General features: G+C 72.7%; 15 protein-coding genes and 1 pseudogene. 9 read left to right on the top strand and 7 right to left on the bottom strand.

The features are described from left to right. Positions 1-40 precede the first annotated feature (40 nt). The 3 genes from ABD126_RS07795 to ABD126_RS07785 are packed head-to-tail and all read left to right on the top strand — an operon-like array spanning position 41 to position 2,397. Complete coding sequence (locus ABD126_RS07795) at positions 41-1,273, top strand: RNA polymerase sigma factor (protein WP_343932982.1); 1,233 nt, start codon at positions 41-43, stop codon at positions 1,271-1,273. 36 nt (positions 1,274-1,309) lie between these two features. Further along, positions 1,310-1,888 carry a DinB family protein gene (locus ABD126_RS07790; RefSeq protein WP_425542763.1) on the top strand — a complete coding sequence of 193 codons (579 nt, stop codon included), beginning with the start codon at positions 1,310-1,312 and terminating at the stop codon, positions 1,886-1,888. Next, the gene (locus ABD126_RS07785; protein ID WP_343932981.1) at positions 1,885-2,397 is read left to right on the top strand and encodes a GNAT family N-acetyltransferase; all 513 of its coding nucleotides are present in this window, start codon (positions 1,885-1,887) and stop codon (positions 2,395-2,397) included. Before ABD126_RS07790 ends, ABD126_RS07785 begins: the two co-directional genes overlap by 4 nt. Here ABD126_RS07785 and ABD126_RS07780 read toward each other — a convergent pair. Beyond that, positions 2,376-3,050 (bottom strand): helix-turn-helix domain-containing protein, encoded by a 675-nt coding sequence (locus ABD126_RS07780; RefSeq protein WP_343932980.1) that lies wholly within the window; start codon positions 3,048-3,050, stop codon positions 2,376-2,378. The genes ABD126_RS07785 and ABD126_RS07780 overlap by 22 nt on opposite strands. Before the next feature lie 84 nt (positions 3,051-3,134). Here ABD126_RS07780 and ABD126_RS07775 point away from each other — a divergent pair, with 84 nt between their 5' ends. Next, positions 3,135-3,671, top strand: coding sequence for a DUF6328 family protein (locus ABD126_RS07775; RefSeq protein WP_343932979.1), 537 nt, complete (start codon positions 3,135-3,137; stop codon positions 3,669-3,671). Here ABD126_RS07775 and ABD126_RS38775 read toward each other — a convergent pair. Then, positions 3,588-3,977: a helix-turn-helix transcriptional regulator gene (locus ABD126_RS38775; protein ID WP_425542781.1), complete on the bottom strand. Its 390-nt coding sequence runs from the start codon at positions 3,975-3,977 to the stop codon at positions 3,588-3,590. The genes ABD126_RS07775 and ABD126_RS38775 overlap by 84 nt on opposite strands. Positions 3,978-4,001: 24 nt before the next feature. Beyond that, positions 4,002-4,184: pseudogene (locus ABD126_RS07765) on the bottom strand (FAD-dependent monooxygenase); the annotation flags it as partial. 202 nt (positions 4,185-4,386) lie between these two features. On the opposite strand from ABD126_RS07765, the gene ABD126_RS07760 reads away from it, so the two are divergent. Continuing rightward, positions 4,387-5,535 (top strand): MFS transporter, encoded by a 1,149-nt coding sequence (locus tag ABD126_RS07760; RefSeq protein ID WP_343932978.1) that lies wholly within the window; start codon positions 4,387-4,389, stop codon positions 5,533-5,535. A 48-nt stretch (positions 5,536-5,583) separates the two neighbouring features. On the opposite strand, the gene ABD126_RS07755 is transcribed toward ABD126_RS07760, so the two are convergent. Continuing rightward, positions 5,584-6,888 carry an isocitrate lyase/PEP mutase family protein gene (locus ABD126_RS07755; protein ID WP_343932977.1) on the bottom strand — a complete coding sequence of 435 codons (1,305 nt, stop codon included), beginning with the start codon at positions 6,886-6,888 and terminating at the stop codon, positions 5,584-5,586. A 65-nt stretch (positions 6,889-6,953) separates the two neighbouring features. On the opposite strand from ABD126_RS07755, the gene ABD126_RS07750 reads away from it, so the two are divergent. After that, positions 6,954-7,628, top strand: coding sequence for an ArsR/SmtB family transcription factor (locus tag ABD126_RS07750; RefSeq protein ID WP_343932976.1), 675 nt, complete (start codon positions 6,954-6,956; stop codon positions 7,626-7,628). Here the strand turns inward: ABD126_RS07750 and ABD126_RS07745 are convergent. Together ABD126_RS07745 and ABD126_RS07740 are read right to left on the bottom strand one after the other, a co-directional pair. After that, the gene (locus tag ABD126_RS07745) at positions 7,608-8,366 is read right to left on the bottom strand and encodes a PP2C family protein-serine/threonine phosphatase (RefSeq protein ID WP_343932975.1); all 759 of its coding nucleotides are present in this window, start codon (positions 8,364-8,366) and stop codon (positions 7,608-7,610) included. The two genes, ABD126_RS07750 and ABD126_RS07745, sit on opposite strands and share 21 nt — an antisense overlap. A 75-nt stretch (positions 8,367-8,441) precedes the next feature. Further along, the gene (locus ABD126_RS07740) at positions 8,442-9,482 is read right to left on the bottom strand and encodes an ROK family protein (RefSeq protein WP_343932974.1); all 1,041 of its coding nucleotides are present in this window, start codon (positions 9,480-9,482) and stop codon (positions 8,442-8,444) included. A 55-nt stretch (positions 9,483-9,537) separates the two neighbouring features. Here ABD126_RS07740 and ABD126_RS07735 point away from each other — a divergent pair, with 55 nt between their 5' ends. Both ABD126_RS07735 and ABD126_RS07730 read left to right on the top strand, forming a co-directional pair. Next, positions 9,538-10,551: a Gfo/Idh/MocA family protein gene (locus ABD126_RS07735; protein ID WP_343932973.1), complete on the top strand. Its 1,014-nt coding sequence runs from the start codon at positions 9,538-9,540 to the stop codon at positions 10,549-10,551. Continuing rightward, positions 10,548-11,009 (top strand): heme-degrading domain-containing protein, encoded by a 462-nt coding sequence (locus ABD126_RS07730; protein ID WP_343932972.1) that lies wholly within the window; start codon positions 10,548-10,550, stop codon positions 11,007-11,009. Before ABD126_RS07735 ends, ABD126_RS07730 begins: the two co-directional genes overlap by 4 nt. A gap of 95 nt (positions 11,010-11,104) precedes the next feature. Here the strand turns inward: ABD126_RS07730 and ABD126_RS07725 are convergent, their stop codons facing one another. Beyond that, positions 11,105-12,205, bottom strand: a complete 1,101-nt coding sequence (locus ABD126_RS07725) for a serine hydrolase domain-containing protein (RefSeq protein ID WP_343932971.1) — start codon at positions 12,203-12,205, stop codon at positions 11,105-11,107. 265 nt (positions 12,206-12,470) lie between these two features. Here ABD126_RS07725 and ABD126_RS07720 point away from each other — a divergent pair, with 265 nt between their 5' ends. Further along, positions 12,471-14,111: a glycosyl hydrolase family 18 protein gene (locus ABD126_RS07720; RefSeq protein WP_343932970.1), complete on the top strand. Its 1,641-nt coding sequence runs from the start codon at positions 12,471-12,473 to the stop codon at positions 14,109-14,111. The last annotated feature ends 281 nt before the right edge of the window (positions 14,112-14,392 follow it).

Below are 14,392 nucleotides of genomic sequence, written 5' to 3'. Positions count from 1 at the left end.
CCTTGCCGACGCGCGTCGGGAGCTGGTCTGATCCCGGACCGTGACAGCTTCCGATGCGCGTCGCGCCGTCGAGGCGGTGTGGCGGATCGAGTCGGCGCGGCTCATCGCGGGCCTCGCCCGGATGGTGCGCGACGTGGGCCTGGCCGAGGAACTGGCCCAGGACGCCCTGGTCAGCGCCCTGGAGCAGTGGCCCGAGACCGGCATCCCGCGCAACCCCGGCGCGTGGCTGATGGCCGCGGCGAAGAACCGGGCGATCGACCAGATCCGGCGGCAGCGGAACTACGAGCGCAAGCTGGCGGAGATCGGCCGCGACGAGGAGCAGCGCACCGCGCCCGACGCGGGCGCCCGCGTCGGCGACATCGACGACGACCTGCTCCGCCTGGTGTTCACCGCGTGCCACCCGGTCCTGTCGGTCGAGGCGCAGGTCGCGCTGACGTTGAAGATGCTCGGCGGGCTGACCACGGAGGAGATCGCGCGGGCGTTCCTGGCGTCCGAGTCGACCGTGGCGCAGCGGATCGTGCGGGCGAAGAAGACGCTGGCCAAGGCGAACGTGCCGTTCGAGGTGCCGGCGGAGGACGAGCGGGACGCGCGGCTCGCGTCCGTGCTCGGCGTGATCTACCTGATCTTCAACGAGGGCTACTCGGCGACCGCGGGCGACGACTGGCTGCGCCCCGAGCTGTGCGCGGACGCGTTGCGGCTGGCCCGCGTCCTGGCCGGCCTGATGCCGAAGGAGCCCGAGGTGCACGGCCTGGTGGCGTTGCTGGAGATCCAGGCGTCCCGGTCGCGGGCGCGGGTGGGGCCGGGCGGCGAGCCGGTCCTGCTGCTGGAGCAGAACCGGGCGCGGTGGGACCAGTTGCTGATCAGGCGCGGGCTGGAGTCGTTGCGGAAGGCGGGCAGCGGGCCGTACTCGGTGCAGGCGCGGATCGCGGCGTGCCACGCCGTCGCCCGGACGCCGGAGGACACGGACTGGCGGCGGATCGCGGGCCTGTACGAGGCGCTGGCGTTGATCGCGCCGTCGCCGATCGTGGCGCTGAACCACGCGGTGGCGATCGGTTTCGCGTTCGGGCCGGAGGTCGCGCTGGAGCTGGTCGACGAGCTGGTGGACGAGCCGGCCCTGAAGGGGTACCACCTGTTGCCCAGCGTGCGCGGTGACCTGCTGGTCAAGCTGGGCCGGCCGGCGGAGGCCAAGGTGGAGTTCGAGCACGCGGCGGGCATGACGCGCAACGAACGCGAACGCGCCCTCCTCCTGTCGCGGGCCGCGGCCTGTTCCTGACGGATCGGCCGGCGGGGCGCTGGAAGACTGTCCCGCATGGATCAGAAGTCGACCCTGCGCCACTACCTCCAGTCCGCGCGCGACGCCGTCGTCTGGAAGCTGGACGGCCTCCCCGAGTACGACGCCCGCCGACCGCTCACCCCGACCGGCACGAACCTGCTCGGCCTGGTCAAGCACCTGGCGGGCGTGGAGCTGGGCTACTTCGGCGACTGCTTCGACCGCCCGTTCCCCGAGCCGTTCCCGTGGCTGCGGGAGGACGCCGAGCCGAACGCGGACATGTGGGCGACGGCCGCGGAGTCCCGTGAGGACGTCATCGCGCTGTACCGCCGCGCGTGCGCCCACTCGGACACCACGATCGAGACCCTCGACCTCGACTCCCCCGGCCGCGTGCCGTGGTGGCCGGCCGACCGCGCCCCGGTCACGCTGCACTTCGTGCTGGTCCACGTGATCGCCGAGACGAACCGCCACGCCGGCCACGCGGACATCGTGCGCGAGACCATCGACGGCGCCGCGGGTCTCCGCTCGGGCGTCTCGAACCTGCCCGACGGCGACCCGGCGTGGTGGGACACCTACCGCGCCAAGCTGGAACGAGTGGCCCGGGAAGCCTCGGCGTGACCGTGGACGTCTCCTACCGCCCGATCCGGCCCGGCGACGACCTGTCCCTCGACGACTCCTTCACCACCGCCACGGTCTTCGCAGTCCACCAAGACCCGCACGGCTTCACGCTCCACGAAGTCCCCGTGGACCCGCCGCTGACCAAGGTCTTCCCGCCGGACGAAGGCGACGACCTGCCCGAGGACGGCTTCGTCGCCGAGCACGACGGCCTCAAGGGTTTCGTGTCCGTCGAGCACCAGACCTGGAACCGGCGACTGGTCATCCGCCAACTCACCGTCGCCCCCACCCACCGCGGCCGGGGCATCGGCACGAGGCTCATGGAACTCGCCCTGGCCGAAGGCCGCCGACACGGAGCCCGCACCGCCTGGCTCGAAACGTCCAGCGTCAACGTCCCCGCCGTGCGCGCTTACCAACGGATGGGCTTCGCCCTCTGCGGCCTGGACACGACGCTCTACACCGGAACCCCGGCCGAAGGCGAGACCGCGCTTTACTTCGCCAAACCCCTCTGACAAGGCGTGCTCGCCGGGTACCGCCCGGCGGCGAACGCGCCGGGAGCCACGCCCATCGTCGCCCGGAACTCCGCGTTCAGGTGGGACTGGTCGTAGTACCCCAGCTCGGCGGCCACCCGGGTCCAGCCGCCGGCCCCGCCCGTCGCCACCGCCCGCCGGACCCGGTCCACCTTGGCGTACCGCTTCGGCGGCAGCCCCACGGCCGCGGTGAACAGGGTGCGCAGGTGCCGCTCGCTGACGTTCAAGCGCGACGCGGCGCCGGCGACCCCCACCGACGGCACCAGGCGGGCGGCGGACGCCACGAGCGCGTCGTGGCGGGGGTCGAGGGAGGCCAGGCGGGCCGCCAGGGCGGTGCGCAGGCTCGACGGGTCGCCGACGGGCACGCCCCACAGCTCGCGCAGCGGCACCACCCGGTCCACCAGCTCCCGCACCCCCACGCCGAGCACGGCCCGCGCCATGCCCGGCCGCAACCGCACCCGCAACCGGTGCGCGTCCACCCCGGCGAAGTACCGCCCCCGCGTGCGCGGCCCCAGCACGTACGCCTCCTCCGACCGCGAGCAGAACACCAGCGCGGTGGCGGGGTCGGGGCCCACCGCCTGCGTTTCGACGTCCTCGAACCGCTCGACGGCGATGTCCGACACCCACGTGCTCATGTCCACACCGAAGACCAACCCGACGACCAACCTCCGTATGCCGACCGATGTCTCCGCACCACCGCGGAGAGCACGGTGAGTCCCATGAACGAACGCAACGAGACCCCCGCCGAGCGCATGGACCGCAACTACGCCGAGATCCTGCAGGAGATGCGGGTCGCCCAGACCGGCGTCCAACTGCTGCTGGCGTTCCTGCTGACCCTCGCCTTCACCCCGCGCTTCGGCACGCTGGACGCGTTCCAGCTCCAGGTGTACGTGTCGAGCCTGGTCCTGGGCGCGACCTCGACCGCGCTGCTCATCGCGCCCGCGCCGTTCCACCGGCTGGTGTTCCGCCGCCGGCTCAAGCACGAGCTGGTCCGCGCGTCGAGCCGCCTGCTGCTCGCGGGTCTGGTGCTGCTCAAGCTCGCCCTGACCACGGCCCTGCTGCTGATCCTGGACGTGGTGCTGGGGTTGTGGCCCGCGGTGTGGGTCACGTCCGGGCTGGTGGCCTGGTTCGGGTTCTGGTGGTTCGTGCTGCCCCTGCGCTACCGGGCGCGCTCACCCCGACGCGACGCGGTGTCGTACGGCCTCCCGCGCGATGTCGGTGCGCGACCGGACACCGAGCTTCGCCAGCACATGTGACACGTGCGTGGCCACGGTCCGGCTCGACAGGACGAGGCGTTCGGCGATCTGCGGGTTGGACAGGCCCGCCACCACCAGCTCGGTGACCTTGCGCTCCATCGGGGTCAGGCTGTCCCAGCCGTGCGCGGCCCGCCGGTGCTTGGCGTGCGGGCCGCGCCGGACGCCCAGCTCCCGCATCCGCGCCAGGAGCACGTTCAGGTCCCACTCCGCGCCCAGCCGTTCCAGCACGTCCACGGCGTGGCTCGACGCGGCCCGCGCGGACGTGCGGTCGCCGGACCCCGCGAACGCCACCGCCGCCGCGCCCAACGCCTTCGCCCGGAGCAACGGCCGCTCGTAAGCCTCGAACGCCTCGCGCGGTGCCGGCAGGTCGCGCAGGCACCTCGCGAGGGTGACGCTGTCCTCCAGCGCCATCGACGCGCCCTGACCCGCTGCCGGGGACGCCGCGTGCGCCGCGTCCCCGACCAGCACCACCCGGTCGGTGTGCCACACGGGGGTCGTGGGCACGTCGTAGGCGTTGCTCGCGTGGGACTCCCTCGGTGGTGGTGCCGTCCGCGCCCGTCGGGTAGGCCTCGAAGACCACCGAGTCGATGCCCGCCTTGCGCAACGCCAACGCGGTGACCGGTCCCGCGATCCGCCACCGATGACCAATGCCTTCACCACGTCCACGACGCCAACGGGCGGTCTACCCTGAACCATGCCCTTCGGTTGACACCCCGTGCCGCCCCCAGCCCGGCCGCTGGCCCGACTCGTCGTCGGGTGGGCGCTGGTGGCCGACGTCGTGCCCGTCTACCCGCTGTACGCGCTGCTGTTCGCGGACACCGGCCTGTCGGACGGGCAGATCTCGCTCCTCTTCGCGATCTGGTCCACGGTGGCGGTCGTCGCCGAGGTCCCGTTCGGCGCTTTGGCGGACCGGTTCTCCCGCCGTGGCGCTCTCGTCGCCGCGGGTGTCCTCCAGGCCTGCGGCTACGCCCTGTGGACCGCCGCGCCGGGCTTCTGGACGTTCGCCGCCGGCGTCGTGCTGTGGGGACTGGGCGGCGCCCTGGTGTCCGGCGCCCTGGAGGCGCTCCTGCACGACGGCCTGACGGCGATCGGCGCGGCCACCGTGTTCGGTCGGGTGCTGGGTCGGGTGACCGCCGCCGGCCTGCTGGCCCAGATCCCGGCCGCCCTGGCGGCGACCGTCCTGTTCACCGCCGGCGGGTTCACGCTGGTCGGCTGGGTGAGCGTGGCGACCTGCCTGGCCGCCGCGCTGCTCGCGTCCCGTCTCCCGGAGACGCCGCGCGGCGAGCCGGAGAGCTGGCTGGCCGCCCTTCGCGCGGGTCTGGCCGAGAGTTCGGCGGTGCCGGCCGTGCGCCGAGCCGTCATCGCCGTGGCCGCCCTGACCGGTCTGGACGCCCTGGAGGAGTACTTCCCCCTGATGGCCCAGGACTGGCACGTGCCCACGGCCGTGGTCCCGCTCGCCGTGCTGGCGATCCCGCTGGCGGGCGCGGCCGGCGCGACCCTGCGCGACCGCCACCGGTTGGCCCCGCTGCTGGTGGCCTCGGCGGTCCTGCTCGGCGTGGCGGGCTACCTCCGCCACCCCGCCGGGCTGGCCCTGGTGGCCGTCTCGTACGGCCTGTACCGCCACGCGCTGGTCATCGCGGAAACCCGTTTGCAGCAACGGATCACCGGTTCGGCGCGGGCCACCGTCACCTCTGTCGCCGGCCTGGGCAGCGAGGTCGCCGCCTACGCCGTCTACGCGGTGTGGACCGTCGGCGAGGTCCCGGCGGCGGCGGTGGCCGTCCTCGTCACCGCCCTGCTCGCCGCGCACGCGCTGAAAGACCGGGACCGGACCGAGGACCCGTCTCACCAGCGTGAGGTTCGTTGACCCAGGTGTCTGGACCACACATCGTCGGCGCTTTCCGGCTGACCGGGGTCATCCGCCGACCGGGGTCCCACCGCCGCCGGTCAGGTCCTGGATCTCGGCGTAGCTCGGGACCACGCCGACCTCCGCGCCGTCGCGCACGGCGACCGCCGTCGCGACGGTCGCGCCCACCGCCGCGCGGAACAACAGCGATCCGGTGCTGATCCGCTTCACCCCCAACCCCGTCAACGTCCGGACGTCGTGCTGGGCCAACACGTTGATCGGCACCGGAACCGCCGCCACCACCCGCTCGATCTCCCGCTCCACGGCCAAGCCGGGCACGAAGACGCCGTCCGCTCCCGCGTCCACGTACCGCAACGCCCGCTCGACCGTGCTGCCCTGATCGACGTCGAGCCAATGCGTGTCCACCCGGGCGTTGACGAAGAGGTGCGGCGCCACCGCCTTGAAGTCCTTGATCAGGGCCGCTTGCGTCGCGGGGTCCTCCAGGCCCGAGCCCCGGCCGTCCTCGATGTTGACGCCGCAGACACCCAGCACGGCCAGTTCCTCCGCCACACCTCGGACGTCACCGAACCCGGCCTCGATGTCGACCGTGACGGGCACGGGCAGCCGCACCAACTTCCGTGCCAGGGCCACCGTTTCCGCCCTGGCCAGCCCGGCGGCGTCCGGGATGCCGTGGGCCGCCGCGACGCCCAGGCTGGTGGTCCCGATCGCCGGGAAACCCGCCTGCACCAACGCCGCCGCCGACGCGAAGTCCCACGCGTTCGGCAGCACCAACGGCGAATCGCCGTGGTGCAAGCGGTGAAAGGTTCCCGAGGCCAGGGCCGTCGCGTGCGCCTGAGCGGGGCACCTGTGCCGTCCGTCGCCGAACGGCCGGTCCGCCAGGGACACCTCGACCACCTCCCCGGACGGCGCGACCCGCCGGGTGATCGGCACGGGCGGGTTCTTGCCGGCGATCAGCGCGTTGGTGGCGTCGCACGCCTGCACCAGCAGGCCGATCCGGGCGGCCGTCCGCTCGTCCCGGGTCCCGCACAGGGCGACCAGGCGCTCGACCGCTCGGTCCGCTTCGGGCGTCACGGCCGTGTGCGGCTGGTAGGACCTGGCGATCGCCGACACGTCGGCCACCACGTCGCGGGGCAGGCCCAGTTCGGCGGCCAGCTTCGCCACCGGGTTGCCGGGACGTTCCAGGGCGGCGGGATCCACAGTGGACAACAGGTCCTCGGCCAGGCGGCGGCGCCGGTCGTGGTCGGGGCCCTCGCTGAAGCGGGCCACGTGGGCACGCAGCCAAGCCACGCCGGTCGTGCCGAACGGCACGGCGGGGACGGTGTGCGCGAGGTCCAGCAGCACGTCGTGATCCATGCCGGTGACGCTAGAGGGCGAAAACTTCGGCGCGGGCCGAAGCGTCACGGTCGCACAATGGACCCATGCCCGCCGACAAGCTCGCCGACCTGGCCGCGCTGCTCGCCGACCGCACCCGCGCCCGGTTCTGCCTGACCCTGATGGACGGTCGGGCGTGGACGTCGAGCGAACTGGCCACGGCCGCCGGGGTCACCGCCTCGACCGCGAGCGAGCACCTGACCCGGCTGGTCGCCGCGGGCTTCCTCACCGAGCGCCGCCAGGGCCGCCACCGGTACGTGCAGCTCGCCGGCCGGCGGCAGGCCGACCTGTTGGAGCACCTGCTCGCCTACGTGGGACCCGCACAGCCGGAGAAGACGCTCAGGGCCACCGCCGCCTCGGCCGCCCTCGCCCGCGGCCGGACCTGCTACGACCACCTGGCCGGTCGCCTCGGCGTGGCCATCACGGACGCCATGAGCGACCGCGACCTGCTCGACGACGACCTCACCCTCACCGACCGGGGCCTGGCCTGGCTCACCGACGCGCTGGACTTCACCCCGCCGCGGGGCCGCCGACCGGTCGCCAAGCCGTGCCTGGACTGGACCGAGCGTCGCTCGCACCTGGCCGGGGCGGCCGGCGCGCACATCTGCGCGCACCTGCGTGCACGGGGCTGGGTGAAGAACATCGGCACCGGTCGGGCCGTGAAGGTCACCCCGCTGGGCGAAGAGGCCCTGCGCGACCTGCTAGGCCTCGCCCCGCTGTAGCCACTTGGGCAGCCACGACGCGTTGCCCGCCGGCACCACGTCCACGATGACGCAGGTGATGTTGTCCGGTCCGCCCCGGGCGTTGGCCGCCGCGATCAGCGCCCGCACGGTCTGGTCCCGGTCGGGGTCGGCGGTCAGCAGCTCCGCGATCTCCGCCGACGACACCACGTCCGACAGCCCGTCCGAGCAGATCAGGTACCGGTCGCCCGCCTCGACCTCCTGGTAGAACAGGTCCGGGTCGTGCGCGGAGCCCGCCTGTAGCGCCCGCATCAGCATGGACCGGCCGGGGTGCTCGGCGGCCTGCTCGGCGGCCATCCGCCCGTCGTCCACCAGCGCCTGCACCATCGTGTGGTCGCGGGTGATCTGGGTCAGCTCGCCCTCGCGCACCAGGTAGCACCGGGAGTCCCCGATGTGCCCGACGGCGAACCTCGACCCGTCCCACAGCAGCGCGGTGAGCGTGGTGCCCATGCCGCGCATGTCGAAGTTCTCCTCGGCCAGGTCGGTCAGCCGGACGGCGATCTCGCGGGTCGCGTCGGACAGCAGCGACAGCGGGTCGTCGGAGTCCAGGTCCAGCTCGGCCAGCACGCCCACCGCGATCGAACTGGCCACCTCCCCGTACGCGTGGCCGCCCATGCCGTCGGCGACGGCGTACAGGCGCTCGCTGAAGTACACCGAGTCCTCGTTCGCCTCTCGGCGCAGGCCGGGGTCGGTCCCGACGGCGTGGCGGAGCGCATACATGACGAATAGTGAATCACCCGCACGGGTAGCGGTGACGAGCGCTCCGGCAAATCGGGCGGGGAAGGTTCCGGCGGCCTACCTGGGACGTCCGTAGAACTCGCTCAGCACGAGCATCGCCGCGCCCGCCGCGACGACGTCGTCGCCCAGCGGCGTCACCTCGACCTCGACCGGCAGCCACTCGTCGGTGGGCAGCTTCGCCCGCACCCCCGCCAGGTACGCCTCGGGCTCGGCGAGCACGGCCCGACCTGCGAGAACGACGTGGTCGACGTCGAGCAGCTGCACCAGGTCGGCCACGGCCAGGCCGACGATCGCGGTGGCCCCGGCGAGGTCGCCGGAACGCGCGGCCAGGTTGTGCACGGCCTCGACGCAGCCGGTCCGGCCGCACACGCACGGCGGCCCGTCGAGCTGGATGGTGGTGTGCCCGAACTCGCCGGCGTTGGTGCGCGCCCCGCGGTAGACCTGCCCGTCGAGCAGCAGCCCGACGCCCACGCCGGTGCCGACGAGCACGAGCACGGCGTCGCGCAGCCGCTCCCCGCGCCGCCACGCCTCGGCGACGATCGCGGTGTTGGTGTCCTTGTCCAGCACGACCGGCAGGCCCAGGCTGTCCTCGGCCAGCTCGCGCAGCGGCACGTCGTGCCACTTCACCAGGCCCGTGGCGTCGTGTATCACGCCGGTCCGGTGGTCCAGGGGGCCGACGAACCCGAGGCCGACGCCCAGCAGCTTGTCGTCGCGCATCCCGTTGACCAGGCGGGTCAGCTCGGCGACGAAGGTGGGCGGGTCGAAGTCCGGCGGCAGCGGGGCCACCGCCCGGTCCAGCACGTCGCCCGCGAGGTCGGTCAGCACCACCCGCAGCTCGTCCCGCTCGACCTGCGCGCCCAGCGCGAGGCGGCTGTCGGCGACCAGCCGGAGCAGGGTGCGCGGCTTGCCGACGCCGACGTTGCGGGTGCCGGACTCGACCAGCAGGCCCTCGTCGATCAACCGGCCGACGACCTTGGACACCGCCTGCGGCGTCAGGCCGCTGCGCTCCGCGAGTTCGACGCGGGTGACCGCGCCGGACCTGGCCAGGCCCAGCACGACGGCGTCGTTGTAGCCGCGCAGGAAGCGCAAGTTGGGCACCCTCGCATGATGGCACGGCCGGCATTTACTAAACAGTGTTGCTTTAATAGTGGACATGCCTCTCCGCACCGGACTGCTCGGCTACGGGATCGCCGGCCGGGTCTTCCACGCGCCGCTCATCGCGGCCACGCCCGGCCTGGACCTCGCGGCGGTCGTGACCACCGCCCACGACCGCCGCGCGGACGTCCTCGCCCGGTACCCGACCACGGCGGTCGTGCCGTCGGTGGAGGAACTGTTCGCGCTGGACCTGGACCTGGTCGTCGTCGCCACCCCGAACCGCACCCACGTGCCGCTCGCGCTGGCCGCCGTCGAGGCCGGGCTGCCGGTGGTGGTGGACAAGCCGCTGGCCGGTTCCACCGCCGACGCGCGCCGCGTGCTCAAGGCCGCCGAGTACCGGGACGTGCCGCTGACGGTGTTCCAGAACCGGCGGTGGGACAGCGACTTCCTGACCCTGCGCTCGGTGCTGCCGTCGCTGGGCGAGGTGACCCGGTTCGAGTCGCGCTTCGAGCGGTGGGTGCCGGAGGTGTGGGACAACTGGCGCGAGCACGGCGCGCCCGACGAGGCCGGCGGCCTGCTCTACGACCTGGGCGCGCACCTGGTCGACCAGGCGCTGCAACTGTTCGGGCCGGTGGCGTCGGTGTACTGCGAGCTGGACCGGCGGCGGCCCGGCGTCGAGGTGGACGACGACGTGTTCGTGGCCCTGACGCACGCCTCCGGGGTGCGGTCGCACCTGTGGGCGTCGGCGGTGGCGGCCCGACCCGGTCCCCGGCTGCGGGCGCTCGGCTCGCGCGGGACGTTCGTCAGCGAGGGGTTGGACGGCCAGGAGGACGCGCTGGCCGCCGGCCTGCCGTTCGACGATTTGTCGACAAATGCCACGCTCACGCTGGGGACGTCCACGGCGTCCGTGCCCGGTGTGCCCGGGGCGTACTCGGAGTTCTACCGCCTGCTCGTGGCGGCGCTGACCGAGGGCGGGCCGCTGCCCGTGGACCCGGAGTCGGCGGTCGCGGCGCTGGAGGTCATCGAGGCGGCCTTCACGTCGGCCCGGACCGGACAGGTGGTGGCCCCGTGAACCTGCTGGAGACGTTGGCCGAGCAGGAGTCCCGCCTGCTGTTCCGGTCGTTCACCAACGAGGACGCCCTGGCCCTGGGCCTGTTCCTGCTCGACGCGGCCCGCGAGGCGGGTCTGCCCGTGGTGGTGTCGGTGCGGCGGGGTCGGCAACGCCTCTTCCACGCCGCCCTGCCCGGGACGTCGGCGGACAACGACGGCTGGATCGACCGCAAGTCGCGCGTGGTGGACCGGTACGGGTGGAGCTCGTTCCGCGTCGGCGAGTCCTTCCGCGCGGCGGGCAAGACGTTCGAGGAGCACTCGCTGCTGGACCCGCGCGAGTACGCGGCCCACGGCGGCGTGTTCCCGGTGCTGGTCAAGGGCGTGGGCATGGTCGGCACGGTCGGGGTGTCCGGCCTGCCGCAGGCCGAGGACCACGCGTTCGTGGTGGCCCAACTGGAGAGGTTCCTGGCGACCCGCTGACGACCGCGGCCCTCGGCACCGGGTGGTGCCGAGGGCCGCTCACCCCGTTCGGCATCCGAAGTGGACGCCGAGGGCCGCTCACCCCTGCGGGTGGGTCAGCAGAACACCTCGTTGAGCAGTTCCTCCGTGCCCGCGCCGTTGCCGTCGGCCGGGGCCGACGTGAAGGAGCCCGCCAGGCGGGTCTTCGTGTCGCGGGTGCTGCCCAGGTAGCTGGAGTAGCCCGGGATGCCGCCGCCGTGGCCGTACACGGTCACGCCGCACGGCAGCTGCGACGCCTCGATGCCCAACCCGTACCCGCCGCTGACCGGAGTCGTCCTGGTGAGTTCGGCCATCTGCGCGGGCGCGAGCAGGCGGCCGTCGAGCAGGGCGTCGAGGAACCGGTCGAGGTCGGCGGTGGTCGAGATCATCTCACCGGCCGCGTACGCCACGGACGGGTTGAGGCGCGTGACGTCCACGTCCTTGCCGTCCACCCGGTAGTACCCGTGCGCGTGCGGGCCGGGGACGCCGACCCGGTCGCCCGGCACGGACGTCGAGCGCAGGCCCAGCGGGCGCAGGACGCGCCTCTCGACCGCCTCCGCGTACGGGCGGCCGGTCACCTCCTCGATCAGCAGGCCGGCGACGACGTAGTTGGTGTTGGAGTAGTTCCACGCCGTGCCGGGCGGGAAGTCCAGCGGCTTGGCCGTCGCGATGGCCACCAGCTCGCGCGGCTCCCAGCGCTTGTACCGGATCGTCTCGAAGCCGGCCGGGTCCAGCGGCAGGGACTGCGTGTAGTTGTGCAGCCCGCTGGTGTGCTGGAGCAGGTGCCGCACGGTGATGCCGTCCGGGACCAGGCCCGGCAGGTACGTGCCGACCGGCTCGTCCAGGCCCACCCGGCCCTCGCCGACCAGTTGCAGCACCACGGTCGAGACGAAGGTCTTGGTGATGCTGCCGATCCGGAACCGGCCGTCCAGCGGCACCGGCTTGTCCCCGCCGATCTCCGCGACGCCGCTGCGGGCGGTGAACCGGTCCCGCCCGTCGGTCACCCGGACCTGCGCGCCCGCCGCGCCGCCCTCGGTGGTGAGCTTGTCCAGCGCCGCCTGGACCACGCCGCGGTCGATCCGGCCGGCGGCCTCGACGGGTTCGGCGACGGCCGTCCCGCCGATGCCCAGCGCCGCCATCCCCACGACGGCGGCCAGGGCCATTCCCCTCTTGCGCATTGCCCCTCCTTGTCGGCCGTCCCCCTGACGGCCCGAGGGACCCGAGTCTGGTGGTCGGCGACCACCCGCCACGACCCTCCCTGGGCTGAACCGGACCGCTACTTCCGTCGTACCCACCCTTAGTGGTCGGTCCTGTCCGAAATCGATTCCACAGCCCGAACCACTACTCCGTTCGAGTGACACAAGTGGTCTAGACCTTGACCGTCAAGTGGTCTGAACCACATGTTCTTCTCAACCCTGCACTCCTTCCCTGACGAGGAGCACGATGTCCAAGACCCGATGGCATCTCACAGCGTTGGTCGTGGCGGTGGCCTCGACCGTGCTCGGCCTGGTCCTGGTGCCGGCGGCGAGCGGCGCGGGTGGCCTGGGCGCCACCTTCACCAAGGGCTCCGACTGGGGCACCGGCTACGAGGGCAAGTACACGATCACGAACAACAGCTCCGCGCCGATCTCGACGTGGACCGTCGAGTTCGACCTGCCGTCCGGCCACCGGGTCGGCTCCCTGTGGGACGGCAACTACACGGCCAGCGGCCAGCACGTGACGGTCAAGCCGACCTGGAACGGCGCGCTGGGCGTCGGCGCCTCCGCGAGCTTCGGCTTCAACATCACCTACTCGGGCGCGTACTCCGGCCCGCAGAACTGCAAGCTCAACGGCGCGTCCTGTGACGCCGGCGGTGGCACCACGACGACCACCACCACGACGACCACGACGACGACCACCACCACGAGCACGAGCACGACCACCACGACGCCGACGACCACCACGACCACCACGGTCCCGCCCACCGGTTACAAGAACCTGGGCTACTTCGTGCAGTGGGGCGTCTACGGCCGCAACTACCACGTCAAGAACATCCACACCTCCGGCTCGGCCGCGAAGCTGACGCACATCAACTACGCGTTCGGCAACGTCACCGGCGGCAAGTGCACCGCGAACGACGACACCTACGCCGACTACGACAAGTTCTACGGCGCGGACACCTCCGTCGACGGCACCTCGGACTCGTGGGACGCGGGCGCCCTGCGCGGCAACTTCAACCAGCTCCGCAAGCTGAAGAAGATGTACCCGCACATCAAGGTGCTGTGGTCGTTCGGCGGTTGGACCTGGTCCGGCGGCTTCGGCGCGGCGGCGCAGAACCCGGCCGCGTTCGCCGAGTCTTGCTACAAGCTGGTCGAGGACCCGCGCTGGGCGGACGTGTTCGACGGCATCGACATCGACTGGGAGTACCCGAACGCCTGCGGCCTGAGCTGCGACACCTCCGGCCCGGAGGCGTACAAGAACCTGATGCAGGCCCTGCGCGCCCGCTTCGGCTCGGGCAACCTGGTCACCGCGGCCATCCCGGCCGACGCCTCCACCGGCGGCAAGCTCGACGCGGCCAACTACGGCGGCGCGGCGCAGTACGTCGACTGGTACAACGTCATGACCTACGACTTCTTCGGCGCCTGGGCGGCCCAGGGCCCGACGGCCCCGCACTCGCCGCTGACGTCCTACGCGGGCATCCCGCAGCAGGGCTACCACAGCCAGGCGGCCATCGAAAAGCTGAAGGCCAAGGGCGTCCCGGCGGCCAAGCTCCTGCTCGGCATCGGCTTCTACGGCCGCGGCTGGACCGGCGTCACCCAGTCCACCCCGGGCGGCACGGCCACCGACGGCGCGCCCGGCACGTACGAGAAGGGCATCGAGGACTACAAGATCCTCAAGACCAAGTGCCCGGCCAACGGCACGGTCGCGGGCACGGCGTACGCGCACTGCGGCAACCAGTGGTGGAGCTACGACACCCCGGCCACCATCGGCGGCAAGATGGCGTGGACGAAGCAGCAGAACCTGGGCGGCGCCTTCTTCTGGGAACTGTCCGGCGACACGACCAACGGTGAACTGATCACGGCGATGGGCAACGGCCTCCGCTGACGCAGCACACCCCAGGAAGGCCCCCGCGGACGTCTCCCCCGCGGGGGCCTTCCCTTTCCACTACACGCCCTCCGCGCACCCTCCACACGCCCTCCGCACGCCTCTCCACGCCTCCCCACGCCTCCGCACGCCTCCGCACGCCTCCGCACGCCTTCCGCGCGAAGCGCGGCTCTTCTCCGGGCTATTGAGCCAAAGGAAGGGCTTCGGTTCGTCCCCCGTACGGCCTGGGCGCAGCCCAACCACAGATCGCCGGGGTCGGCCTGAAAAAGTTTCGCGAGGAA

It is taken from the genome of Saccharothrix mutabilis subsp. mutabilis (assembly GCF_039521145.1).
GTDB lineage: Bacteria > Actinomycetota > Actinomycetes > Mycobacteriales > Pseudonocardiaceae > Actinosynnema > Actinosynnema mutabilis.
The sequence above is the reverse complement of the archived record's forward strand: the minus strand, read 5'-3'. Positions and strand labels throughout refer to the sequence as shown.